The following is a 24,337-nucleotide window of genomic DNA, read 5'->3' on the forward strand; positions in this document are numbered from 1 at the left end:
TACCGGCACGCGAAGGTCAAACCGGTATTTTACAGGAAGAGTTTCTCCAGTGTACGCCGGTAAATGGCCGTCAGCGGTTCGATGTCGGCGACGAGGACGTTTTCGTCGATCTGGTGGATGCTTTCCGTCACGGGACCGAATTCGACGACTTGCGGACAGATACGGGCGATGAAACGGCCGTCGGATGTGCCACCGGATGTGGAGAGTTCCGGCGTCAGACCGGTTTCGGCTGTGATCGCTTCGGCAAGTGCGTCGCACAGGGAGCCACGTGGCGTCAGGAACGGTACACCGGAATAGTTCCAGTCTAGCCGGTAACGGAATCCGTATTTGTCCAGAATGGCGTGTACCCGTTTTTTCAGGCTTTCGACCGTGCTGGCGGTGCAGAAACGGAAGTTGAATTCGACGAACAGCTCGCCCGGGATGACGTTGTTCGCACCGGTTCCCGCATGGATGTTCGACATTTGCCAGGTGGTCGGTTCATAGTATTCGTTGCCGTTGTCCCAGACTTCGGCGGCGAGTTCGGCCAGCGCGGGTGCGGCCAGATGGATGGGGTTGGCAGCGCGTTTGGGGTAGGCGATATGTCCCTGCTTGCCGAAGACGGTCAGTTGTCCGCACAGCGAACCGCGTCGGCCATTCTTGATCGTGTCGCCCATTTTTTTCAGGGAACTCGGTTCGCCGACGATGCAGTAATCCGGACGGATGCCGCGTTGTTCCAGTATTTTGACGACCGCATCGGTACCGTCCACGGCGATGCCTTCCTCATCGCTGGTGATGATGAAACCGATGGAACCGGCATAATCGGGATGGGACGTGATGAAGTCCCGTGCGGCGATCACCATGGCGGCGACCGATGTTTTCATGTCGGCGGCGCCTCGTCCGTACAGACGGCCGTCACGGACTGTCGGCGTGAAGGGATCGGATGTCCATTTATCGAGCGGTCCCGGCGGTACGACATCGGTATGGCCTGCGAAAACGATCAGCGGAGCGGCATCGCCATGGCGAGCCCAGAGGTTGGTGACGTTGCCGCTGACAATCGTTTCGCATGCAAATCCCAGCGGAGTCAGTACGGAGCGGATGAGGCGCTGGCAATCCTTGTCGTCCGGCGTGACGGACGCTTGTGCGATCAGGGAACAGGCGAGGTCGAAAGTGGCGTTCATCGTGGCATCTCTTGTCAGTTGTCGCGTAAAAGGTCGTTGATCGCCGTTTTGGCGCGTGTCTGTGCATCCACACGCTTGACGATGACAGCACAGTATAAACTGTATTTGCCGCTGGGGTCGGGCAGATTGCCGGGTACGACGACGGAGCCGGACGGGACACGCCCGTAGAGGATGCGGTCGTTTTCGCGATCGTAGATGCGGGTGGACTGGCCGATGTACACGCCCATGGAAATGACGCTGTTTTCCTCGACGATGACACCTTCGACGATTTCGGAGCGCGCGCCGATGAAGCAGTTGTCCTCGATGATGGTCGGATTGGCTTGCATCGGTTCGAGTACGCCGCCGATGCCCACACCGCCGGAGAGATGGACGTGTTTGCCGATTTGTGCGCAGGAGCCGACGGTCGCCCAGGTGTCGATCATCGTACCTTCATCGACATAGGCGCCGATATTGACGAAAGACGGCATCATGACGACGTTTTTGCCGATATAGCTGCCCAGACGGGCGACGGCGGGCGGTACGACACGGAATCCGCCTCGGGCGAAGTCTTCCTGCGTGTAGTTGGCGAACTTGCTGCTGACCTTGTCATAAAAATGCAGGGCGGGCGAGCCGTCGGAGCCGACCGGCATGGCGAAATTTTCCTGAAGGCGGAAAGAAAGCAGGACGGCTTTTTTGGTCCACTGGTTGACGACCCATTCGCCGTTTTTCTTTTCGGCCACGCGTAAAAGACCGCAGTCCAGTTGCCGGATGACTTCGGCGATGGCTGCACGGAGAATGGGGGAGGCATCGGTCGCGGTGAAACTGTCGCGGTTTTCCCATGCGTCTTCGATGATCTGTTTGAGCTGTTCCTGTTGTGTCATGATGGTTCCTCTTTTGTTGGTATGCGGTCAGGGCAGTGTCCGGACGAAAGCGGCGATACGCTGTATGCCTTCCAGACATTCGGCGGGTTCGGCGACCAGCGCGATACGGATGCGGTTTCTTCCCGGATTTTCGCCATGGGCTTCGCGTGCGAGATAACTGCCCGGCAAGACGGTGACATGGCGGCTTTCGTAGAGGCGGCGGGCGAATTCCGTGTCGGAAAGGCCTGTTTTTTCATGGACTTCCGCCCAGAGATAGAAACTGGCGTCCGGCATCGAAACGTTCAGTGCCGATTGCAGCACGGGCAGGGCCTGCCGGAATTTTGCAGTGTATTTTTCACGGTTTTCGATGACGTGTGCTTCGTCGTTCCATGCTGCGATCGAGGCGGCCTGTACCGTTTCACTCATGGCGGTACCGTGGTAGGTGCGATACAGCAGAAATTTCCGGATGATGCTCGCGTCGCCGGCGACGAAGCCGGAGCGCAGGCCGGGAACATTGGAGCGTTTGGACAGCGACGAGAGCATGATCAGGCGGGGATAGCCGTCGCGTCCAAGCCGGTGCGCCGCTTCCAGTCCGCCCAGCGGCGGGGTGTCGAAATAGATTTCCGAATAGCATTCGTCGGATGCGATCACGAATCCGTAACGGTCGGACAGTTCGAAGAGTTTTTTCCATTGCGCCAGGGTCATGACGGCGCCAGTCGGGTTGGCGGGCGAACAGGTGTACAGCAGTTTCGTTTTCGCCCAGATATGTTCCGGTACGCTGTCGTAGTCGCAGGCGAAGTTCATCGCCGGATCGGCATTGACGAAATACGGTGTCGCGCCGCCGAGCAGGGCCGCGCCTTCGTAGATCTGGTAAAACGGATTGGGGCAGACCACGATGCCATGTTCTGACGGATCGAGTACGGTTTGCGCCAGTGCGAACAGGGCTTCGCGCGAGCCCAGTGTCGGCAGGATGGTGGCCGGGTCGGGTGCGGCGATGCCGTAGCGGTTTGCCAGCCAGCGTGCGATCGTTTCACGGAGTGCGAGCGTGCCGACGGTCGCCGGATAGCGCGAAAGTCCTTCGGGATGGTCGGCCAGCGTCTGCCGGATGAAGGCCGGTGCGGGATGCCGCGGTTCGCCGATGCCCAGATTGATAGGGTTGTATGCCGGATCGGGCGTTACACCGGAAAACAGTTTGCGCAGTTTTTCGAATGGATAGGATTGCAGTCGGTCGAGTAACGGATTCATAAGTCGGTCTCGCGGATAGTGCCTGAAATCATAAGTTTCCTGCCGGAAATGATAATCGCTTTTTCGGAATCGATGGCAAGCGGTTGTTTCCGGTCGATACACCGAATGCATGCATAATCCGTGCCAATACGATGCAGTATGGCACGAAAACGGTGCAGGAATGAAACATCAGGGAAACGGGTAGGCTGTTGCGCTGTTTTGTCACAGGCCGGTCATGCCGTTTGCCTAATATGAAACAGCAGGACGGGTATCCGGAAAACGGTTTTCCGGACAGGTCAAAGACAGCCATGAAAGGAAACAGGGATGGATGTGAAAATCAACCGCAAGAAAATCCGCAATGCCGTCGCACCGGTCGCATCGTGCAGCCGGAATCAGGCGATCCGGATCGGTTCCGTGTTTGGCGGACAACGGCAAAAGCCGGCGGGACATCTTGCGGTAGTGCGTGAACGGATCGTGTGATTTTTTTCAATACGGTTGTATGACGCGGCATCACAATCGTGCGGGATGGCGGCCCGTCAGGGCCGTCTGCAAGAATGAAAGGAACGGAAATGGATGATGCGATGAAAAACCGGTTGGTGCGACGGGCCGTGCTGGCGGCGAGTATTCCGGCCTGTCTGGCTGCTGTTGCGCTTTACCGTGTTCCGGTGCATGAATTTCTGGCGTATTTGCGCATGCCGGGCGATACGGCAAGTGAAAGCCCCCTGGAACCGCTGGTGCTGAAACATGCAGGCATATTCGACGACGGTGGTTTGCATCCCGGCGAAAAAACGGGCAAGAAGATCATGCACCGGCACAAGGCAAGCGTATCGGCCGCAAACGCGTCTGTGAAATCCGGTATATAATCGGCGCGACTTGGCCTGGCGTTGTCCACAAGACGATGCAGGGCCGGATGTGATGGATGTTTTACGGAAGGATTCGATCATATGCATGTTATCTCTCATAAAATCCACCAGTTCATGTTGCTGGGCAGTTTGCCGGCATGCATGGTGGCGATGGTGTTGTTCCGCGACCCGTCGAGCGATCAGCCCACACATGATATGCCGGGGGGCGCCAACCGTTTCATCAACCGCAGTCGTGCGATCAGCATGCCGTTGCCGGTGACCGAACGCGGCAGCCGTTATACGGGACGGCGTATCCGGAAATCCGTTGTCAGATAAGCGACGTTTTCAGCGACATCACGACAGGTGTGTCTTCCGCACAAGATGTTTGCTCGTGTGCAGGATTCATTGACTTTTCGTAAAATAAAACAAAATTCCTGAAGCGTTTTTATGACGGAGGGTTTATGAAGAAATGGGCTTTCGCTTTATTGTTTTTCGTTACCGGTGCGATGGCGGCACCGGTTGTGCATGTTTATGGTCCGGGTGGTCCGGCGCCGGCCATGAAGGCCGCCGCTGCGGAATACGGAAAGAAGAACGGTGTGCAGGTAGTCGTTCAGGCCGGGCCGACGCCGAAATGGGAAAACGGCGCAAGACAGAATGCGGATATGATTTATTCCGGTTCCGAGGCCATGATGTCGGATTTCTGCAAGTTGTTCGGTGAACAGATCGTGCCGGAAACGGTGATGCCGGTTTATCTGCGTCCGGCGGCCATTCTGGTGCGTCAGGGCAATCCACGGAATATTCAGGGTCTGGCGGATCTGGCCGGCAAGAAGGTGAAGATTCTGGTGACACACGGAGCCGGTCAGGTCGGTATGTGGGAAGATATTGCGGGACGTCTGGGCAATATCGCCACGGTCAGGGCCGTTCGTGAAAATATCGGTTTTTTCGCGCCCAATACCGGAGCCGCCAGACAGACATGGCTGGATGACCGCAGTTTCGATGCCTGGCTGGTATTCAATATCTGGGGAATCAGTAATCCCGGTGACGGTGAGATCGTACCGGTGGAACCGGAATATCGCGTCTATCGGCCGATGGATATCGCGTTGACGCGCGAAGGACAGAAAAACGACGCTGCGGCAGGTTTTTACCGTTTCATCACATCGGAAGAGGGCCGCGCGATTTTCGAAAAATACGGCTGGATGGAGAATGCCGCAACGAACCGGCGGTAAGACAGGTGTGACGGTCGCAAAAAAAAGACGGGGAAACCCCGTCTTTTTTGTTCGGTTGCCGTTTTCAGGTCAGACACATTCCTTTTTGACGCAATCGACGAAATATTCCCATTTGCCGTTGCTGTTTTGCTGGCGGATCAGTCCGTGAACGTCGGTTTCGAAACCCGGGAAGCGGTCGTTGAAATCGCGTGCGAATTTCAGATAATCGACGATCGTCCGGTTGAACCGTTCACCCGGAATCAGCAGCGGAATACCCGGCGGATAGGGGGTGAGCAGGATGGCGGTGACACGGCCTTCGAGTTCGTCGATCGGTACCCGTTCGATTTCGCGGTGCGCCATCTTGGCGTAGGCGTCCGACGGTTTCATGGCCGGTACCATGTTCGACAGATACATGTCGGTGGTCAGGTGGGCCACGTCGTTTTCACGGTAGAAATCGTGGATTTTCTGGCAGAGATCGCGCAGGCCGAATTGTTCGTAACGCGGATGTGCAGCGGAAAATTCCGGCAGGATACGCCAGATCGGCTGGTTCTTGTCGTAGTCGTCCTTGAATTGCTGGAGCGCGGTGACCAGTGTGTTCCAGCGGCCCTTGGTGATGCCGATGGTGAACATGATGAAGAAGCTGTACAGGCCGCATTTTTCGACGATGATGCCGTTTTCCGCCAGATACATCTTGACGATGGAAGCGGGGATGCCGGTCGCCTCGAATTCACCCGCCAGAGACAGTCCGGGCGTGATGACGGTGGCCTTGATCGGGTCGAGCATGTTGAATCCCGGCGCGATGTCGCCGAAGCCGTGCCAGTTGTCCTCGGCCTTGAGGATCCAGTCTTCGCGCTGGCCGATGCCGTTCTCGGCGAAATCTTCCGGTCCCCAGACTTCGAACCACCAGTCTTTGCCCCATTCCTTTTCGATCTTTTTCATGGCGCGTCGGAAGTCCAGCGCCTCGAGGATGGATTCCTCGACCAGTGCGGTTCCGCCCGGCGGTTCCATCATGGCGGCCGCCACATCGCAGGATGCGATGATCGCGTATTGCGGCGAAGTGGACGTGTGCATCAAAAAGGATTCGTTGAAGATGTTCTGGTCGAGTTTGACCTCTTCGGATTCCTTGACGAGAATCTGGGACGCCTGCGACAGACCGGCCAGCAGTTTGTGCGTGGACTGGGTCGAGAAGATCACGGATTTGCGTGCACGCGGAGTATATGGCCCGATGGCGTGCATGTCGCGATAGAAATCGTGGAACGCGGCGTGCGGCAGCCAGGCTTCATCGAAATGCAGGGTGTCGATTTCCCCGTCGAGCATGGTCTTGATCGTTTCGACGTTATAGATGATGCCGTCGTAGGTCGATTGCGTGATCGTGAGGATACGCGGTTTCTTGTTGACGGCATCGCGTGCGAACGGGTTGGCCTCGATTTTCTTTTTGATGTTTTCCGGTCTGAATTCGTCTTTCGGAATCGGGCCGATGATGCCGTAATGGTTGCGTGTCGGCATCAGGAAAACCGGAATGGCGCCGGTCATGATGATGGCATGCAGAATCGATTTGTGGCAGTTTCGGTCCACGACGACGATGTCGCCGCTGGCGATGGTGGAATGCCAGACGATCTTGTTGGACGTGGACGTGCCGTTCGTGACGAAGTAGCAATGGTCGGCGTTGAAAATGCGGGCGGCATTGCGTTCGCTTTGCGCGACGGGGCCGGTATGGTCCAGCAGCTGGCCCAGTTCCTCGACGGCATTGCAGACGTCGGCACGCAGCATGTTTTCACCGAAAAACTGGTGGAACATCTGGCCGATCGGCGATTTCAGAAAAGCCACACCGCCGGAGTGTCCGGGGCAGTGCCAGGAGTAGGAACCGTCTTGCGCGTAGTGCATCAGGGCGCGGAAGAATGGCGGAGCCAGTCCGTCAAGGTAGGTTTTCGCTTCTCGGATGATGTGTCGTGCGACGAATTCCGGCGTGTCCTCGAACATGTGGATGAAGCCGTGCAGTTCGCGCAGCAGATCGTTCGGAATATGTCGGGATGTGCGGGTTTCGCCGTACAGGTAAATCGGAATGTCGGCGTTTTTGCTGCGGATTTCGGTGACGAAAGAACGCAAGGGTTTGAGCGCCTGGTCGATTTCCTCACGGGTGCCGCTGCCGAATTCCTCGTCGTCGATGGAAAGCACGAATGCCGATGCACGCGACTGTTGTTGCGCGAATTGCGACAGGTCGCCATAACTGGTGACACCCAGCACTTCCATGCCTTCGTCTTCCATGGCCTTGGCAAGGGCACGGATACCCAGTCCGGAAGAATTTTCGGAACGGTAGTCTTCGTCGATGATGACGATAGGAAAGCGAAATTTCATCGCGATCTCCAAGTGTGTACGGTAGGGAAAAGGCAGCTGCTATCCTGTTGTTATGACACGGTTTTCAGAATATTCGGACATGCCGGAAATTGTGACCGGAATTATACGTGATCTGCGCTGTTTTGCATTTCCGATCGGCTTTCGGCAGGCATTATGAAACCGTAAAACAACAGTTCGGTGACCTGGCGGGAATTTTTCGCGTCGCAAACGGCGATGCGGGGTGGATGTTTTTGCCGGATGGCATGCCGCAAGGGACGGCGAACCATCCGGCGAATGAAATCAGAAAGTGTGTGTCATGCCAAGCTGGATGCCGGTGACGTGTTCTTCATCGTAGCCGCTGCCGTTGAAGAAAGCGGAAATGGCGCCGTTTTCATAGTCGGTATAGGCCACCATACCGTAAAGCGAAGTCCGTTTGGAAAGATCGTAGGTGTAACCGAGTGCATATTTTTTCAGGTCTGCCGAACTGTTGCTGTCCCAGTAGGCACCGCCGTCGGCCGCACTCATGCCGTGTACGTCCTTGACCTTGACGTAGTTGAAGGCGGCCTTGAACGTGCCGGGGCCGACCTTGTAGTTCAGGCCGAGAATCCAGTTGTCCATTTTGGAGGCCACGCCGTTGATGAGCGTGGATTCCGCCACACCGCTGTTTTCGGAAAGCGAGCGTTCGGCGTTGTACCAGCCCCTGTCGTGCGTTTTTTCATAGGCCAGCGAAATTCTGAGGTCGCCCCAGGTATAGGCGCCGCCCAGATTCCAGACGAAAGATCGGTTGGAATCGGCCAGCCGGCTCCAGTTGCCGAGCAGGGCGACGACACCGTTGTCGTACAGAACGGAACCGGCATAGCCGTCGTTGTCGGCGCCTGCCAGCGCAAAGGCACTGTTATCGTTGCCTTTTGTGTTTTTGCCCAGACTGTATGTCGCACCGATCTGGAATCCGGACAGGTTGGGACTGTCGTAGCGCAGCGTATTGTCGATCTGTGATGAACGCTGGGTGGACAGGGTCATGCTGGCGATACTGTCCTGGTTGAACGGGTCGAAGGTACGCAGGGTTTCTGTCGGCAATTCGTCCACACGACCGATACGGAATGTTCCGAATGGGGTGCCGATGCCGACGTTGGCGCCGCCGTACCAGTCGACGTCAGGGTTGCCGCCATAGACCGTTCCGTCGTTGAGATTGAGCCGGTGTTCCAGCTGGAACATGGCTTTGTAGCCTCCGCCAAGATCTTCCGTACCCATAAAGCCGAGACTGCTTTCGTAATTGTGCGTCATGTAGGTATCTTTGCCGGTCTGTCTGGCAATACCGGTATCGACGACGCCGTAAATGGTCAGGTGCGATTGTGCCATGGCGGATGTCGTGGCCGACAGGGCGGCCAGAAGCAATGCAAGTGAGGTTTTTTTCATGGTTTCTCCGGATGGTGTGAAAGTCGGGCGGCAGTGCATGGGGCGATTACAGCGTATATCACTTTTTGTCTGTCATGATCGTCAATCAAGGGATGTGCCGGTTTGAGAAAATACCAACTGGAGAATATTTGCGGGAAGGGATGTTGTTTTTATGCGTCGCTGCCGTGTATCGGTATCATGGCGGCAAGGACGCATGGGGAGATGAACGGGCTTTGCCTGTCGTCCGTGCCATATCCGCTGCGGTGGACGATGTCCGGAAAAAACAGGTTTTCGGCGCCGTTCATGCCGTGATGGCCGGTCAGAATTTGTGGTTGATACCGATCTGGACACCGGTTACGCCGTCTTCTTCGAAACTTCTTCCGCGGAAGAACTGTGCGACGGCCTCATCCTCGAAATCGGAATAGGCCAGCTGGCCGTACAGGGTGGTACGTTTGGACAGACTGTAAAAATAACCGACACTGTATTTCTTGACATCGCCTGAGTCATGATTGTCCCAGTAAGCCAGACCGGAGTTCCTGACGTCCCTGACTTTCATCCAGTTCAGCGAAGCGCCGATGCGGTGCGGGCCACTCTGGTAGTCACCGGAGAGAATCCAGTTGTCCTGTCTGGATTCCGAGGCGTCGAGCTTGTTGCTGGCTTCGCCCATTTTCCAGCCCTTGTCTTCGGTTCTTTCATAGCCCAGACCGATCTTGACGGGACCGAAGCGGTAAGATCCGCCCAGACTCCAGACCCAGGAATCGTTTGAGTCGGACAGACGGCTGTAGTTCGCCAGCAGCAACAGCGGGCCGTTGTCATAGTTCAGACCGATGGCGTAGCCGTCGTTGTCTGCACGGTTGCGGGTAACGTCGTCATCGACATGCTGGGTGTTCTGGCCGAGATAGTAGCCCAGCGAAACGCGGAAACCCGAAAGGCTCGGCGAATCGTAACGGGCGACATTGCCGATACGGCTGGTACGTTGCGTACCTTTCATCATACTGCCGACGCCTTCCTGGTTGAACGGGTCGAGCCGCCGGAAACTTTCCGTTTCGATTTCGTTCATGCGGCCGAAGCGGACACGACCGAACGGACCGGACAACCCGAGGTTGGAGGCGCCTTCCCATTCAGGATCGCTGCCTTTGCCATCCCACAGATCAAGCCGTTGTTCCAGCTGGAATGTCGCTTTGTAACCGCCGCCGAGATCTTCGGTTCCCTTGAAACCGATCCGGCTGTCGTTCCATTCGCCCATTTGCAAATCGGAACCGGTTTCCTTGATATAGCCGGTATCGAGCACCCCGTAGATGGTGACGTTGCTCTGCGCACAGGCAGTGCCAGTGAAAACCGTTGCCAGCGAGAGGGCAAGCCATGTTTTTTTCATTGTTCGCTCCAGATAATCATGAGTGATTGTTGTGTTTTCAGGCGTTTTTTGCGCCTGTGCCTATCTCAACGGTTTTCTGTGACGGCATCATGACAGGATGGCCGTCGATGCTGTTTTTTTGTTCCGGCAAACGCAAAGTGGGGGGAAATGTTGCCGGTAAACCGCATGCCGTTGGCGGAGCGATGGGGGGAATGAAAACGCACAGGAGCGCGGGTTACGGAGAACCCGCACTGTTTATGCGTCAGAAAAGATGGTTGATACCGAGGGATATGCCGGTGACGCTGTCGCCGCTGAAGGTTTCGCCACGGAAAAAGCGTGCCAGGGTTTTGTCCTCGAAGTCGGTATATGCCAGTTGTCCATACAGGGTGGTCCGTTTGGAGAGGCTGTAAAAATAACCGATGCTGTATTTGCGGGCATCGCCGGAATCATAGTTGCCCAGAAACAGGCTGTCGTCCGAACTGCCGCTTTCACGACGTATGTCCCGGATCTTCATGTAGTTGAAAGCGGCTGCGACTTTGTGTGGGCCGGTTGCATATTCGCCTGACAGGATGTAGTTGTCTTGACGTGAACGGACACCTTCGTATTTGTTGGCGTAGGATGAGCCGGTGGCATGGGGTTTCCAGCCGTTGTCGCGTGTCTGTTCGTAGCCCAGCGAGGTCTTGAAGGGGCCGAACCGGTATTGGCCGCCCAGACTCCAGATGAAGGAGTTGTCGGAATCGGACAGGCGGCTGAAGTTGGCAAGCAATAGTATCGGACCGTTGTCGTAATTGAGACTGACGGCGAATCCGTCGTTGTCCGCACCGTTGGTCTTGAGCAGGTTGCCGTAGCTGTCCCGTGAGTCACGGTCGGTATTGGTACCGAGTGTATAGCTGGCATTGACGGAAAAATTCCGGTAAACCGGAGAGTCGTAACGGATGGTGTTGCTGATCCGGTTGAAGTGCAGGGTGCTTAACAACATACTGGCGATGCCTTCTTCGTTGAATGGGTCAAGTCGGCGGAAACTTTCGGTTTCCAGTTCATTGACGCGCCCAAGCCGGACGGAACCGAAGGGACCAGACAAACCGACATTGGATGCACCTTCCCATTCGGTTCCGTTGATGGTGCCGTTGTTGACGAAATAGCGTTTTTCGAGCTGGAAGGTCGCCTGGTAGCCGTTACCGAGATCTTCGGTTCCTTTAAAGCCGATACGGCTGCTGTTCCATTGCGACATATTGAGATCAGAGCCGGTTTCCTTGACCAGTCCGGTATCGAGCAAACCGTATAGGGTGACATTCGACTGGGCGTGTGCCATACCGCACAGTGTTGTCATGACTGCCAGCGAGCAAAGTGTTTTGTTCATGATCGTCTCCTGAAAACATAATGCCTGAATGGTCAGTTGACGGGATTTTGGGGACTCACATGAGACACACTGTTACCGGCAACTGCTCATGCTCGTGATAAAGCATATTGCGTGCCAGCTTTTTTCAATATATTTTTTATTGAAAATCAATATGTTACTGTTGTCTGCATAATTTTTCCGTGTAAGGGCCGGTTATGGTGTGTGCAGGAGCGCTGCACAAAACAGCAGGTGCAGGAGGCGATATGACCGGGTATGCGTTTTCAATTCAGAGGAAAAACTTTTTGGGAGGCAAACCGGAAAAGGCAGCGATGGTGGCGACTGCGTGATCGAGATAAAACACTTCGAAAACCGGATTGTCGGCACTGCGGTATTCTTCGCGGAGACTTTCGTCGTTATCGAGCATTTTCTGCTTGATGGAAATGTTGTTCTCGAAGACGACATCTCCGCTCAATCGGATCCATGCTTCTTCGGGGGAGGCGGTCGTCAGTTCGACAGACGGATGGTGTATCAGTTCCTTGTAGACATCTTTTCGGTTGCTGGTGCAAAACCAGAGCCTGTCGTCGGATTCGAGGCGGAACTTGAATGGCCGTACTCTGGGTTTTCCGTCCATACCGATGGTGGCGAGGAACTGGACGGGATTTTCCTGCAAGAACCGGATGACGATTTCCATTTGGTGTTCTCCTGTGAAAAGTTCGGTCACAAGGCCATCACGGCCGCTTGCGGAGGCAGACCGGGCTTGTTCGCCATACGGGTGCCACACTTGTCCTTATGGTACTCCGTCAGGATACCGGCGGCTAGGCCGATATCCTGAAAGCCCTGAACGCAGGGCTTTCCCGTTTCTTTTTGCCGACAGAAACGGGGTGACAGGACAGGCGGCAAGCGGGAAAACACGTATTGCAGGCGAATGGAAGCGGCACGATCCGGCATGGCCGTCATGGAAAGGGCGGTCAATGATCTGGCGAGCGGATGCCGTCGGCATGCCGACGGCCGGCTAGAAACGGTGCGTCACACCGACCTGAAAACCGGTGACGCTGTCGTTTTCGGTATCGCCACGTCCGTATCCGCGCAAGGCGTCGCTGTCGTAATCGGTATGTGCCACCATGCCGTAAAACGAGGTGGTATCCGATGCATCGTAGGTATAACCGATAGTGAAGGTTCTCAAATCGGCCGAGTCATCATCGTTTCCGGATGGAGCGCCGCTTTTCGGATCCCTGATGCGGACAAGATTCATGGCGGCATTGACGCGACCGTTGCCGGTATCGTATTCCATGCCGAGATGCAGGTTGTCGCGTTCCGCCGGTGTTTCGATGAGATCGCTGTTTGCGATGTCGTATGTCGCCTTGCCGTTCAGAAGCTCTGTGGTGCGTTCACGGCTTTTGTCATTGGCTTTTTCGTAATTGACCGAAAAGCGCGCCGGGCCGACGGCGTAGCCTTTTTGCATGGGCGTGGCGTAGCTTGCGGCATCCGCCGGATTTTCCGTTGTGTTCATACGGATGGCCGGCAAGGCGTCGTTTTTCAGTGACTGTACGGGTACGGTCTCATCGCTGAACATTCCGGGGGAGACCTGTGTCGTGCCGGATGTCTGCATGGCGGCGTGTATGACAGCAGGACTGGCCTGACGGGCTGTCTTGCGATGTGCCGTTTTCCGGCCGGTTTTGCCGGATACCGGTGCCTTCTGGACGGTTTGTGCGGCGGTTGCGATAAAAGGCGTACGGTTTTGCCAGTCGAATGCGGCAAAATGACCGGTTTGTGCGGTGGTGGCAGACGGCGTATCGTCAGAGACCGGGGTTCCGGCGATACAGGAGGTGCCGAAAATGCAGCCGGCCAAGACAAACGCAACCGGCGCCGCCGTTCCGGAAAGAAAACGGGCGGAAGAGGCCGAATGGAAAAAGGGCGTTTTTTTCATGGCAGATCCTCCAGTTGTCAGCAATCCGCCCGGACAGGGGCGGTCTGGCGTATGCTCACTTCCTTTATGATCCAATCTAGCACATAAAAAAACGGGATGTATGTGTTGTAACAATTTTTAAAGATTTGGCCGAAGTTCCATGGATTTTCGGCGCATTTCCGTCGGAATGGCAGTTACCGGATATTGATTTTCGGAAACCGTTCGCGCGTTCTCCGGAGGAATTTTTCCCATTTCCGGATGATTTTCCGGTTGCCGATGAAGCGGATGAAAATCGAGGCGGGAATCAGTTCCGTACTGCCGAATCCGTCGATGAGAACGAGACGGATGCCGGACGGCATGCGTTTGACGACGATGTTGTCGGCACCCAGATCATTGGGGATGATGTTGTAGCACAGCAGATAGGCTTTCAGTTCATCGAGTGCCACCTGAAGTTCCTGTATCTGTTCCTGCGACAGCGCGGAAGACAGATATTGCAGCAGGGAGATGGCGGGAGCGTTTCCTGTTTTCTGGCAGGGAAAATCACGCACATATTCCTGTTCGAAGCCTATGAATCCGTCGCCGTGTATTTCACCATAGAATTTCGGGATATGGTCGAACGGAACGCCACGATCGAGCAGAAAGCGGAAATACCGGATTTCTCGTTGTGTTTGCCGGGTATTGCCAGCCAGACTGATCTTGACCAGACGTGACGGGTCATCAGGGTTCAGGTAACAGGTTCGTTCCATCCCTTTTCCGACAACGGGCCAGGTGGTGTAGTCGATCATGATGTGAGATGCTGGTGAGGTTATCGTCGGTATCGACGGCGGTTTTTCCAGAGAGGTATCGCTGCACGGAAATGGGATACAAATGCCATTATTGTAACGGCAGGTGATGAATACGTAAAATATGCGCTTCAGGCAGCGAACAGTTGTGGATACCGGTCGTGCAATTTTTCCATGAAACGTGCCCAGCGTCGCAGGATTTTTTTGCGCCCGAAAAAGGGGATGTATTTCGAGACTGGAAACCATTCTGTGTCATAGACGCCGTCTATCAGGATGAGGCGAATGCCACCATCGGCTGCACGGTTGACGACGACATTGTTGTGGTCGATGCCCAGCGCGAGAACATTGTATTTCAGCAGCCATTCTTTCAGTTCGCCGATCGCCTGCCAGAAAGCGGCGATTTCGTCAGGGGTTCTCGGCGATGAAAAATACTGGTCTATGGTTTTGCTCGGCGAAGTTTCCATGGCCTGGCCAGAAGCGTCGGTCGCGATCCGGTCGACGACCAGTTCCTGTTCGATGCCGACGCTGTCGGAAGTGCGGACTTTTCCGTAAAACCTGGGAATATGCTCGAAGGGTACACCTTTTCCGGAGAGATAACTGAAGTAGCCGATCTCGCGCAACGTCTGCTTGGTACGGTCGCTGCGTGCGATCTTGACGCATCGTGTCGCGTCTTCTGGATGGCGGTAACAGGTACGTTCCGTACCCCGTCCGATAATTTGCCAGGAAGTGTAGTCGGTCATGGATACCTGCAAAACAATAGGATTCGCCGTGCACGGATCGGGATTGTCCGTGGAAACCGGCAAAATACGATTCTAGCATCCGGACACGACAAGACCAAATGCAGGTCTTGCGGCATTGTCTCGGATTTGCCATGCGGGTTTCTGGAGTCGGGCACGAACTGTCAACATGCCACTGTCGTGAAGCGAAAAGGCAGGATGCACGAAGGTTTGCCAGGCGGGGCGATGGAAGGGGAAGTTCTTCAGTCTGCGTTGTCGTTTTTGTCGCGTGTGCGGTTGCCGCCCGGATTTGCCTTGTCGCCGGTATCCGTGTGCGAACGGATGGAAAGATGGATATAGCGGCTGCGCGGATCGCGACCGGGGGCAGGCGGCGTGCTGTGGTGACAGCGATGACAGCCGCAGGAATGTTCGGTGGCCCCGATATCGTTGTCTTTCATTTCATGTGCCGGTCTGAACGGAATGATGTTGATGAAAAAGGAAACGAACACGCCGATCAGGGTGTCGATCATGCGGTTGATGGCGAATCCGGAGATGCTGGTGTCGGCACCATGCGTGATCGTGACGGACAAAAAGGCGATGCAAGTGATGTTGGTCAGGGCGTTTTTCCGCATGAAATCGGCCAGGTATTTGAACGGTGCGATCGGCAGCGGGATTTTCTGCTCGGATACGCCGGTAAAGGGGATGCGCGGCTTGCGCTTGACGATCTCGGCCATATACATCAGGGGGATGATGCAGGCGGAAATCAACAGGTTGGCCCAGACCGGATGCGATTCCAGCGATATGCCGCGGATGACGAACAGCGCCAGCATACCCGTGAAACCGCCGATCAGGGTGCCGATAGTGCGGTTCAGGCCGATACGGAAGGTGCTTTTGATTTCAGGCTGAACACAGATGACCGCCGCGATCGCCGAATAGAAGGGCGCCCCGGTACCGATATTGAAAAACAGGTAAATCAGGCAGCAAATGAAAACGGATACAGCCGCCTTGATTATGACGATTCCCATAATGGTCAGGTTCTGTACGTGGTCTTCCTATATTAGCCAAAAGTTTTTTCAAATCTCTTGATCTGTGTTTTTGTTTTGAAAATTTCCGGATGGCCGCCTGCGTTTTCATTTGCAGGCAGGCAAGGCGATAAAGGGGAGGGAGCGGTATCATTCAACCTGGATGTCGTCGTGATGCACGGTGGTGACCTGATGTCCCATGGGCAGGAGATTGATGAAGAACGAGACGAATACGCCGATCAGGGTATCGAGAATACGGTTCATGGCAAAACCGGAAATACTGGTGTCGGCACCGTGTGTGATGGTGACCGACAGGAAAGCGACGCAGGTGATGTTGGTCAGGGCGCTTTTGCGCATGAAGTCCGCAAAGAAAACAAGCGGGGCGATCGAAAGCAGTCTTCGCTGGTCGTTTTTCCGCAAAACGGCAGAAAGCGGGTTTTTCTTGATGGCTTTGGCGATATACATCAACGGGACAATGCACAGCGAGATCAGCAGATATTGCAGGGACGGCAGACGGAAAATACTGAAGGCACGGATGACGAAGAGCGCCGCCATGCCGGTGAAACCGCCGATCAGGGTACCGATGGTACGATTCAGGCCGACCCGGAAGGTGTTTCTGATTTCCGGTTGCAGACAGATGATGGCTGCAATACCGGAGTAAAAGGGAACCCCCGTACCGATGTCGCAAAATTCATAGATCAGACAGCAGATGAAGACAGACAGTGCCGCCTTGACGATCAGTTTTCCCATACAATGAACGTATTTGGCTGTGTTGGTCTTGCAGTATCGTAAGGCAAGTGTAACAGCGAATGAAACGGAAGATCATCGGAAGGTTGGTTCGGATTTTTTGAAGTGTTCGTGGCGTGGCGAAAGATCGGAACGTCAGGCGGTGGACAAGACAGGAAGCGAGGCATGGCAACACCTTATTCGATCAGGATTTTTTTGCCTTCGGGAGAGCCGAACGGGTTGCGTATCATGGAGCGTGCGAACTGGACCGGCGTCGGGGTGGTGTTCAGCAGGAGCGGTTTTCAGGAAGCCATCCGGCGAGGCGAACTGGCTCAGGCAGGCGTCTATCTGCTGTTCGACAGGCCGGAAGACGGTTCGTTGCCGACGGTTTATATCGGGGAAGGCGATCCGGTTTCCGAGCGGCTGAAGTCGCATTACAGCGACCCGAAAAAGGCTTTCTGGGAATTCGCCGTCGTGTTTTCCGCCAAGGACAAGAGTCTGAACAAGGCGCATATCCAGTATCTGGAAAGCCGGCTGGTGTCGCTGGCGAAAGAACGGAAACTGTGTCGTCTGGAAAACGGCAATATGCCGCAGTTGCCTTCTCTGGCGGAATCCGACCAGGCGGATACGGAACTTTTTCTGGGGTATTTGCGCAGTATCCTGCCGTTGGCGGGCCTGGATATTTTTGAAAAGCCGAATGTCGGCAAGCGTACGCAAGCCAACCGGTTGCATTTGCGCAGCCGCAAGATCGATGCCGAAGCCGTCCAGACTTCGGAAGGTTTCGTGGTTCTTGCGGGATCGCAGGCATCCATGGATGAAGCGGATTATTTGCCGGATTCATGGAAACGGCGGCGTGCGGCCCTGCTGGAAAACGGCGTTTTGAAGCGTGAGGGCGATTTCGCCGTGTTTACCGAGGATGTGCGCTTCACTTCGCCAAGCTATGCCGCTTCCGTGATTCTGGGACGCAATGCCAACGGGCTGGACGAGTGGAAAAATGCCGACAATCTCTCGCTCAAGGCATTGTCGGCGCTTGCCGATACTGTTGAAGAATCCGGAAAAGGTCAGGTATCGTGAAAACACCGCAAGGTATGGGACCTTGCGGTATCTGATAAAAACGGATGGGAAACGGCGCGGCGGTTTATTTGTATGGATCGGGGTAACCCAGTTTCGCCAGTATTTTCGTTTCCAGCGTTTCCATTTCCTGTGCTTCTTCGTCGGTGATGTGGTCGTATCCCTGCGCGTGCAGGGTGCCGTGGACGACGAGATGGGCGGCATGGGCGTCCAGCGATTTGGCCTGTTCCTGCGCTTCACGTTCCAGCACGTCGGTACAGAGCACGATGTCGGCACGTGCGGTTTGCTGTGCTGCTTCCGCAGGCGGCATGTCGTCCTGGGTGACGGTGGCCTCGTCGTCGGTTTCTTCATCGGCGGCAAAGGCATCCGGTCCGGAAATTTCGGGTTCATCGTACGGGAAGGTCAGTACGTTGGTGGCGTAATCCTTGCCACGGTAATCGCGGTTCAGGGCCTGTCCTTCTTCGGCATCGACGAAGCGCAGGGTGATTTCAGCCGGCATTTGCAGCGCGGCGGTGACCCAACGGCGCAATTTCTGGCGCGTGATGATGTCTTTCAGACGCGCATCGGGATACTGGACGGACAGGGACAGGCGTGGGCGTGTAGTCATTTTGTTTCGGTCTTGCTGGCGGTTTTCTTTCGGGATGTTTCTTTCGGTTCGGGTACGGTTTCTTCACCGGAACCTGATGTATCAGGCGCTGCGTCAGCAGCCGCTTTCGCGGTTCGCTGACGTTTGTCGGCCGTTTCGTAGGCATCGACGATGCGGGCGACCAGCGGGTGACGGACGACATCGGCGCTGGTGAATTGCGAAAAGGCGATGCCGCGCACGTCTTTCAGGACGTTCAGTGCATCGACCAAACCGCTTTTCTGGTTGCGCTGCAAGTCGATCTGGGTGATGTCGCCCGTGATGACAGCCTTGCTGCCGAACCCGATACGGGTCAGAAACATTTTCATCTGTTCAGGCGTGGTGTTTTGCGCCTCGTCCAGAATGATGAAAGCATGATTGAGCGTCCGGCCACGCATGTAGGCCAGCGGCGCGATTTCGATAGTCTGTTTTTCAAAGCACTTTTGCGTCCGCTCGAATCCGAGCAGATCGTAAAGCGCGTCGTACAGGGGGCGCAGGTACGGATCGACTTTCTGTGCCAGGTCGCCCGGCAGAAAGCCCAGCCGTTCGCCGGCTTCGACGGCCGGACGGGTCAGGATGATCCTGGAGATGGCATCGCGTTCCATGGCATCGACGGCGCAGGCGACAGCCAGATAGGTCTTGCCGGTACCGGCAGGACCGATGCCGAACGTGATGTCGTGTTCCAGAATGGCCTTGAGGTAATCGACTTGCCGTGGCGTGCGTCCGCGCAAATCGCTGCGTCGCGTCTTGAGTACCGGATTGGTCATTTCCGCTTCGGCCAGCGTGGCGGCGGGCATGCCGGCCGCCAGATTGTTGTTGATGGCGCGCTGTTCGACCAGCGCCAGCTGGATGTCGTTGACCATGACGGGCTTGTCGGCGACGGCGTAGAAATCTTCGATGATCTGGAGTCCGGTTCCCGCGTTTTTGCCGCTGATGATGAAATTGCCGCCACGGCGCACGATTTCGATATCCAGTGCCGCCTGTATCTGGCGCAGGTTTTCATCCAGCGGGCCGCACAGATTGGCCAGCCTGTCGTTATCGACCGGTTCCGGCGTGTAATACAGGATGTTCGGATTGTCCTTGTTCTTGTTTTTCACGATCGCTCCGTTCTTGATACGGAAAATATATCTATTGTAGGCGCATGTTCGGATTTTGTTCCGGTTTTTCGTGCCGGTGTGTGTTTCAGGTCAGTGCGGTCAGGCATCGGCCAGTTCACCGCGCAGGGAAAAATTGGCCGCTTCGGTGATGCGCACATCTCTCATCTGGCCGATCAGTGCCGCCGGATCGCCTTCCACAGGGATATGCACGACCCGGTTGTTGCCGGTTTTTCCCTGTACTTGCGAGCCGCCCTTGTGCGATACGGATTCGATCAGCACTTTCTGGACGCTGCCGACCATCAGGCGGTTGTAATGGCGGGTCTGGCCGTCGATTTTTTCCTGAAGCCGTTGCAGGCGGTCCTTGCGCACGTCCAGCGGGATGTCCATCGGGAGCGACGCGGCCGGTGTGCCGGGGCGCGGACTGTAAAGGAAGCTGAAACTGTTGTCGAAGCCGATGTCGTCGATCAGTTTCATCATGGCGTCGAAGTCGGCATCCGTTTCGCCGGGGAAGCCGACGATGAAGTCGCTGGAAACCAGCAGATCGGGACGGATGGCTTTCAGCCGCCGGATGATGGATTTGTATTCCAGTGCGGTATAGCCGCGTTTCATGGCGGCCAGAATCCTGTCGGAACCGTGTTGTGCCGGCAGGTAGAGGTGATCGACCAGTTGCGGTACCCGTTCATAGACGTCGATCAGACGCTGGGTGAATTCCCTGGGATGGCTGGTCACGAAACGGATGCGCTCGATGCCGGGGATTTCGGCGATGTATTCGATGAGCATGGCGAAGTCGGCGATGCTGCCGTCTTCCATGGCGCCACGGTAGGCATTGACATTCTGGCCCAGCAGCGTGATTTCTTTTACGCCCTGTTCGGCCAGCGAGGCGACTTCGGTCAGGACATCCTCGAAACGGCGCGAGACTTCGGCGCCGCGGGTGTAGGGGACGATGCAGTAACTGCAATATTTGCTGCATCCTTCCATGATGGATACATAGGCGGTCGGCACTTCGACGCGGGCGGGCGGCAGGTAATCGAATTTTTCGATTTCCGGAAAACTGATATCGATTTGCGGCTGGCCCGTTTTTTCGAAGTCATGAAGCATTTTCGGCAGACGGTGCAGGGTTTGCGGGCCGAAAACGAGATTGACGTACGGAGCGCGTTTGATGAGCGCCTCGCCTTCCTGAGAGGCCACGCAACCGGAAACGCCGATGACCAGATCGCGGTTGTTCTGGCGCAGTTTTCTGAAACGTCCCAGATCGGAAAAAACTTTTTCCTGTGCCTTTTCGCGCACGGAACAGGTGTTTAGCAGAATCAGGTCGGCCTCTTCGGGATTGTCGGTGCGGGTGTAGTTTTCCTCGGCCTGCAACAGATCGGCCATCTTGCCGGAGTCGTACTCGTTCATCTGGCAGCCGAAAGTCTTGATGAATACTTTTTTGGACATGGTGGTGCGTCCCGCCGTCGGCGGATGGATTGTCTGATGGATGCGGCAGTTTAACCGATTTGCGCGCGTGGCCCAAATACCGGCCGGAAATCGCGGTGGGTATGCCGGGCGTTTTTACCTGTTTGTAACAAAACGGTCATATTGGCTGTTTACAGTGTGATCGTACCGATTTTTTCAAACATGTGAGGAATTGTATGAGAGTTTCTTTTCTGGGCAAATTATCCCTGATGGCAGCATCCGCTTTCATTTGTGCCAGCGTATCGGCCGCCGATATCACGGGGGCCGGTGCGACCTTCCCTTATCCGATTTACGCCAAGTGGGCCGAAGCCTACAAGGCGAAAACCGGTACCCGGCTGAATTATCAGGCGATCGGTTCCGGTGGCGGTATCAAACAGATCAAGGCGAAAACCGTCGATTTCGGTGCATCGGATATGCCGCTGAAAGCCGATGATCTCAAGGCTGCCGGTCTGGTACAGTTCCCGGCCATTCTGGGGGGGGTGGTGCCGATCGTCAATCTGGATGGCGTCAAGGCTGGCCAGCTCAAGATGTCAGGCGATGTGCTGGCGGACATTTATCTGGGAAAAATCACGAAGTGGAACGATGCGAAAATTTCGGCGATGAATCCGGGTCTGAATCTGCCGGCTTCGTCCATTACGGTCGTACATCGTGCCGACGGTTCGGGCACTTCGTTTTTGTGGACGGACTATCTTTCGAAAGTCAGCCCGGAATTCAAACAGACAGTCGGTGCGGGAACGGCGGTGAAATGGCCGACCGGTGTCGGTGGCAAGGGTAACGAAGGCGTCGCCGCCAATGTCCAGCGTATCCGCGGTGCGATCGGTTATGTGGAATACGCCTATGCAAAAAAGAACAATATCGCCTATACGCAGTTGAAAGGCAAAAACGGCCAGTTCGTCATGCCGGACGACGCCTCGTTCAAACAGGCGGCCGCCGGTGCGCCATGGAAGTCGGCACCGGGTTTCGGCGTGATCCTGACGAACCAGTCCGGCTGGCCGATCACCGGCGCGTCTTTCATTCTGATGCAAAAAGTCCAGGATGATCCGGCCAAGGGTGCGGAAGTGCTGAAATTCTTCGACTGGTCTTTCAAAAACGGTGGCGCAATGGCATCCGGTCTGGACTATGTCGCCTTGCCGTCGGCGGTTGTCCAGATGGTTGAAAAATCCTGGAAAACGGATTTGTCCGGTACAAGCGGACAGCCGGTATGGAAGTGAATCAGCAAGAGGACGTTTGCACAGCGATGTTCACGGTGAAAGACATGGATGTTGCGGGTAACCGCTTCCGTTCTCATACGGAAGCGGTTTTCAAACGGGAAACGATGAAATGAAAAGGCAAAATCCGATGAGTATGCCGGTTTCTGCAATGAAAAAGGAAGTTTCCGCGACCACCGCGGAAAACGGGGAAAGCATGACGGGTTCCGTATCGGAACGGATGCTGGCTATCGGCCGGCGTCAGCGCTGGCAGGACGGGGTCTTCCATGGCCTGACGTTTCTTTTCGCGCTGACGGTTCTGATGGTGTTGGCGGGCATCATCGTATCGTTGCTGATCAGCGCCGTTCCGGCTTTCCGTGAATTCGGGCCGGGTTTCGTGACGATGGTGGAATGGGACCCGGTCAATGAAGTGTACGGCGCGGCGATCGCGATTTTCGGCACCTTGGTCACATCGCTGATCGCATTGCTGATCGCGGTACCGTTGAGTTTCGGTATCGCGCTGTTTCTGACGGAATTGTGCCCGGTCTGGCTGCGCCGTTCGATGGGTACGGCGATCGAATTGCTTGCCGGTGTTCCCAGCATCATTTTCGGGATGTGGGGTCTCTTCGTTCTGGCACCGGTGTTCGCGGACTATGTCCAGCCGTTTCTGGAATCGACGCTGGGCGCTGTTCCGGGACTGTCGCTGTTGTTTACCGGTCCGATGATGGGGATCGGCGTGCTGACGGCCGGGGTGATTCTGGCGATCATGATCATTCCGTTCATCGCCTCGGTCATGCGGGATGTGTTCGAAACCGTGCCGCCGGTTCTGAAGGAATCCGCCTATGCCCTGGGTTGCACCCGCTGGGAAGTGATGAAAAACATCGTGTTGCATTACACGCGCAACGGGGTGGTCGGCGGCATCATGCTGGGACTGGGACGCGCGCTGGGTGAAACGATGGCGGTCACTTTCGTGATCGGCAACGCAAACCGCCTGTCCGCTTCGCTTTTCGCTCCCGGCAACAGTATCGCTTCGACGTTGGCCAACGAATTCGCCGAAGCGAGTTCGGAATTGCATGTGTCGTCGCTGTTCGCGTTGGGGCTGATTCTGTTCGTCATCACTTTTATCGTGCTGTCGGCATCGAAACTGATGCTGTTGCGCATGGCGAGAAAGGAAGGTTTGTAAGATGAGACGCAAAACCACGGCATCCATCGTCGCAAGGCGCAATCTGCGCCACCGGCTGGGCATGTTCCTGTCGGTTTCTGCGATGGTATCCGGTATTTTTTTTCTGTTCTGGATTTTGTATACCCTGGCGGTCAACGGTATCGGTGCGATCGACTGGGCGATTTTTACGGAAACGACGCCGGCTCCCGGCAATGACGGAGGCGGTTTGATGAATGCGCTGGTCGGTACCGTCATGATGGTGGTGGCGACGACGGCGATCACTGCGCCGGTCGGCATTATGGCCGGTATCTATCTGGCGGAATATGGTGACAAAAGCTGGTTTGGCAAATGCACCCGCTTTACGGTCGATATCATGCTTTCTGCACCGTCGATTGTGATCGGCCTGTTCATTTATGCCGTTTATGTCGCCAATATCGGCCACTTTTCCGGCTGGGCTGGCAGTTTCGCCTTGTCGCTGATCGCGCTGCCGGTCATTGTCAGAACGACGGACAATTTTCTCAATCTGGTGCCCGAAAGCCTCAGGGAAGCGGCTTTCGCACTGGGCGCTCCACGCTGGCGTGTTGCGCTCATGGTGCGTCTGAAGGCGGTGAAAGCGGGTGTGCTGACCGGTGTATTGCTGGCGGTGGCCCGTATTTCCGGCGAAACGGCGCCGCTGCTTTTCACCGCGCTGAACAATCAGTTTTTCTCGGCCAACATGAACGCGCCGATGGCCAATCTGCCGGTCGTGATTTACCAGTTCGCCATGAGTCCGTATGAAAACTGGCGCGAACTGGCATGGGGTGGCGCATTCATTATCACACTGGGCGTATTGGGACTGAATATTCTGTCCCGCGTCGTTTTCGCACGCAAGGCTGCGGGCTGAGCAATCAGGGAGTACACAA

Annotated in this window: 25 protein-coding genes; 8 read left to right on the plus strand and 17 right to left on the minus strand. The window is 55.8% G+C overall.

Features of this window, described 5'->3' with window-relative positions; all coding sequences use genetic code 11:
• Positions 1–29: 29 nt before the first annotated feature.
• Genes dapE through dapC form a run of 3 tightly spaced genes read right to left on the minus strand, consistent with a single transcriptional unit; the run spans position 30 to position 3,241 of the window.
• Positions 30–1,157 carry a succinyl-diaminopimelate desuccinylase gene (gene dapE, locus NAI64_RS01560; RefSeq protein ID WP_269297108.1) on the minus strand — a complete coding sequence of 376 codons (1,128 nt, stop codon included), beginning with the start codon at positions 1,155–1,157 and terminating at the stop codon, positions 30–32.
• A gap of 14 nt (positions 1,158–1,171) precedes the next feature.
• Positions 1,172–2,017, minus strand: coding sequence for a 2,3,4,5-tetrahydropyridine-2,6-dicarboxylate N-succinyltransferase (gene dapD / locus NAI64_RS01565; RefSeq protein WP_269297109.1), 846 nt, complete (start codon positions 2,015–2,017; stop codon positions 1,172–1,174).
• A gap of 27 nt (positions 2,018–2,044) precedes the next feature.
• Entirely contained in the window at positions 2,045–3,241 is a 1,197-nt protein-coding gene (gene dapC / locus NAI64_RS01570; protein ID WP_269297110.1) for a succinyldiaminopimelate transaminase, read from the minus strand.
• 303 nt (positions 3,242–3,544) lie between these two features.
• Here dapC and NAI64_RS01575 point away from each other — a divergent pair, with 303 nt between their 5' ends.
• The 4 genes from NAI64_RS01575 (at position 3,545) to NAI64_RS01590 (ending at position 5,288) form a co-directional block, all read left to right on the plus strand.
• Positions 3,545–3,700 (plus strand): hypothetical protein, encoded by a 156-nt coding sequence (locus tag NAI64_RS01575; protein ID WP_269297112.1) that lies wholly within the window; start codon positions 3,545–3,547, stop codon positions 3,698–3,700.
• An 89-nt stretch (positions 3,701–3,789) separates the two neighbouring features.
• The gene (locus NAI64_RS01580) at positions 3,790–4,083 is read left to right on the plus strand and encodes a hypothetical protein (RefSeq protein ID WP_269297114.1); all 294 of its coding nucleotides are present in this window, start codon (positions 3,790–3,792) and stop codon (positions 4,081–4,083) included.
• A gap of 81 nt (positions 4,084–4,164) precedes the next feature.
• Complete coding sequence (locus tag NAI64_RS01585) at positions 4,165–4,398, plus strand: hypothetical protein (RefSeq protein WP_269297116.1); 234 nt, start codon at positions 4,165–4,167, stop codon at positions 4,396–4,398.
• Between the two features lie 125 nt (positions 4,399–4,523).
• The gene (locus NAI64_RS01590; protein WP_269297118.1) at positions 4,524–5,288 is read left to right on the plus strand and encodes a substrate-binding domain-containing protein; all 765 of its coding nucleotides are present in this window, start codon (positions 4,524–4,526) and stop codon (positions 5,286–5,288) included.
• Between the two features lie 69 nt (positions 5,289–5,357).
• Here the strand turns inward: NAI64_RS01590 and NAI64_RS01595 are convergent, their stop codons facing one another.
• The 11 genes from NAI64_RS01595 to NAI64_RS01645 form a co-directional block, all read right to left on the minus strand.
• Positions 5,358–7,622 carry an arginine/lysine/ornithine decarboxylase gene (locus NAI64_RS01595; RefSeq protein WP_269297120.1) on the minus strand — a complete coding sequence of 755 codons (2,265 nt, stop codon included), beginning with the start codon at positions 7,620–7,622 and terminating at the stop codon, positions 5,358–5,360.
• Positions 7,623–7,901: 279 nt separating this feature from the next.
• Positions 7,902–9,017 (minus strand): porin, encoded by a 1,116-nt coding sequence (locus NAI64_RS01600; RefSeq protein WP_269297122.1) that lies wholly within the window; start codon positions 9,015–9,017, stop codon positions 7,902–7,904.
• Positions 9,018–9,315: 298 nt separating this feature from the next.
• On the minus strand, positions 9,316–10,371 hold the full coding sequence (locus tag NAI64_RS01605; RefSeq protein WP_269297124.1) for a porin: 1,056 nt from the start codon (positions 10,369–10,371) through the stop codon (positions 9,316–9,318).
• A 241-nt stretch (positions 10,372–10,612) separates the two neighbouring features.
• Positions 10,613–11,710 carry a porin gene (locus NAI64_RS01610; protein WP_269297126.1) on the minus strand — a complete coding sequence of 366 codons (1,098 nt, stop codon included), beginning with the start codon at positions 11,708–11,710 and terminating at the stop codon, positions 10,613–10,615.
• A 265-nt stretch (positions 11,711–11,975) separates the two neighbouring features.
• Positions 11,976–12,380 (minus strand): pyridoxamine 5'-phosphate oxidase family protein, encoded by a 405-nt coding sequence (locus NAI64_RS01615; RefSeq protein WP_269297128.1) that lies wholly within the window; start codon positions 12,378–12,380, stop codon positions 11,976–11,978.
• A gap of 26 nt (positions 12,381–12,406) precedes the next feature.
• Positions 12,407–12,646, minus strand: coding sequence for an RNA-binding protein (locus tag NAI64_RS01620; protein ID WP_269297130.1), 240 nt, complete (start codon positions 12,644–12,646; stop codon positions 12,407–12,409).
• Between the two features lie 55 nt (positions 12,647–12,701).
• The gene (locus NAI64_RS01625) at positions 12,702–13,616 is read right to left on the minus strand and encodes a porin (RefSeq protein WP_269297132.1); all 915 of its coding nucleotides are present in this window, start codon (positions 13,614–13,616) and stop codon (positions 12,702–12,704) included.
• A gap of 173 nt (positions 13,617–13,789) precedes the next feature.
• The gene (locus tag NAI64_RS01630; protein ID WP_269297134.1) at positions 13,790–14,380 is read right to left on the minus strand and encodes a YrbL family protein; all 591 of its coding nucleotides are present in this window, start codon (positions 14,378–14,380) and stop codon (positions 13,790–13,792) included.
• Between the two features lie 128 nt (positions 14,381–14,508).
• Positions 14,509–15,117, minus strand: coding sequence for a YrbL family protein (locus NAI64_RS01635; protein WP_269297136.1), 609 nt, complete (start codon positions 15,115–15,117; stop codon positions 14,509–14,511).
• A 239-nt stretch (positions 15,118–15,356) separates the two neighbouring features.
• Positions 15,357–16,118 (minus strand): FUSC family protein, encoded by a 762-nt coding sequence (locus NAI64_RS01640; protein ID WP_269297138.1) that lies wholly within the window; start codon positions 16,116–16,118, stop codon positions 15,357–15,359.
• Between the two features lie 147 nt (positions 16,119–16,265).
• Positions 16,266–16,865 (minus strand): FUSC family protein, encoded by a 600-nt coding sequence (locus NAI64_RS01645; RefSeq protein WP_269297140.1) that lies wholly within the window; start codon positions 16,863–16,865, stop codon positions 16,266–16,268.
• Between the two features lie 162 nt (positions 16,866–17,027).
• Here NAI64_RS01645 and NAI64_RS01650 point away from each other — a divergent pair, with 162 nt between their 5' ends.
• Entirely contained in the window at positions 17,028–17,915 is an 888-nt protein-coding gene (locus tag NAI64_RS01650) for a GIY-YIG nuclease family protein (RefSeq protein WP_269297142.1), read from the plus strand.
• A 64-nt stretch (positions 17,916–17,979) separates the two neighbouring features.
• Here the strand turns inward: NAI64_RS01650 and ybeY are convergent, their stop codons facing one another.
• The 3 genes from ybeY to miaB all read right to left on the minus strand — a co-directional run bounded on the left by ybeY (position 17,980) and on the right by miaB (position 21,068).
• The gene (ybeY, locus tag NAI64_RS01655) at positions 17,980–18,519 is read right to left on the minus strand and encodes an rRNA maturation RNase YbeY (protein ID WP_269297144.1); all 540 of its coding nucleotides are present in this window, start codon (positions 18,517–18,519) and stop codon (positions 17,980–17,982) included.
• Entirely contained in the window at positions 18,516–19,631 is a 1,116-nt protein-coding gene (locus NAI64_RS01660; protein WP_269297146.1) for a PhoH family protein, read from the minus strand. Before NAI64_RS01660 ends, ybeY begins: the two co-directional genes overlap by 4 nt.
• A gap of 99 nt (positions 19,632–19,730) precedes the next feature.
• Entirely contained in the window at positions 19,731–21,068 is a 1,338-nt protein-coding gene (gene miaB, locus NAI64_RS01665) for a tRNA (N6-isopentenyl adenosine(37)-C2)-methylthiotransferase MiaB (RefSeq protein WP_269297148.1), read from the minus strand.
• Positions 21,069–21,262: 194 nt separating this feature from the next.
• Here miaB and pstS point away from each other — a divergent pair, with 194 nt between their 5' ends.
• The 3 genes from pstS (at position 21,263) to pstA (ending at position 24,318) form a co-directional block, all read left to right on the plus strand.
• Entirely contained in the window at positions 21,263–22,297 is a 1,035-nt protein-coding gene (gene pstS, locus NAI64_RS01670) for a phosphate ABC transporter substrate-binding protein PstS (protein WP_269297150.1), read from the plus strand.
• Between the two features lie 193 nt (positions 22,298–22,490).
• Complete coding sequence (gene pstC, locus NAI64_RS01675; protein ID WP_269297152.1) at positions 22,491–23,456, plus strand: phosphate ABC transporter permease subunit PstC; 966 nt, start codon at positions 22,491–22,493, stop codon at positions 23,454–23,456.
• A gap of 1 nt (position 23,457) precedes the next feature.
• A complete protein-coding gene (pstA, locus tag NAI64_RS01680; protein WP_269297154.1) occupies positions 23,458–24,318 on the plus strand; it encodes a phosphate ABC transporter permease PstA in 861 nt (286 codons plus the stop codon).
• The last annotated feature ends 19 nt before the right edge of the window (positions 24,319–24,337 follow it).

The sequence above is a fragment of the Oxalobacter paeniformigenes genome, assembly GCF_027158465.1.
GTDB lineage: Bacteria > Pseudomonadota > Gammaproteobacteria > Burkholderiales > Burkholderiaceae_D > Oxalobacter > Oxalobacter paeniformigenes.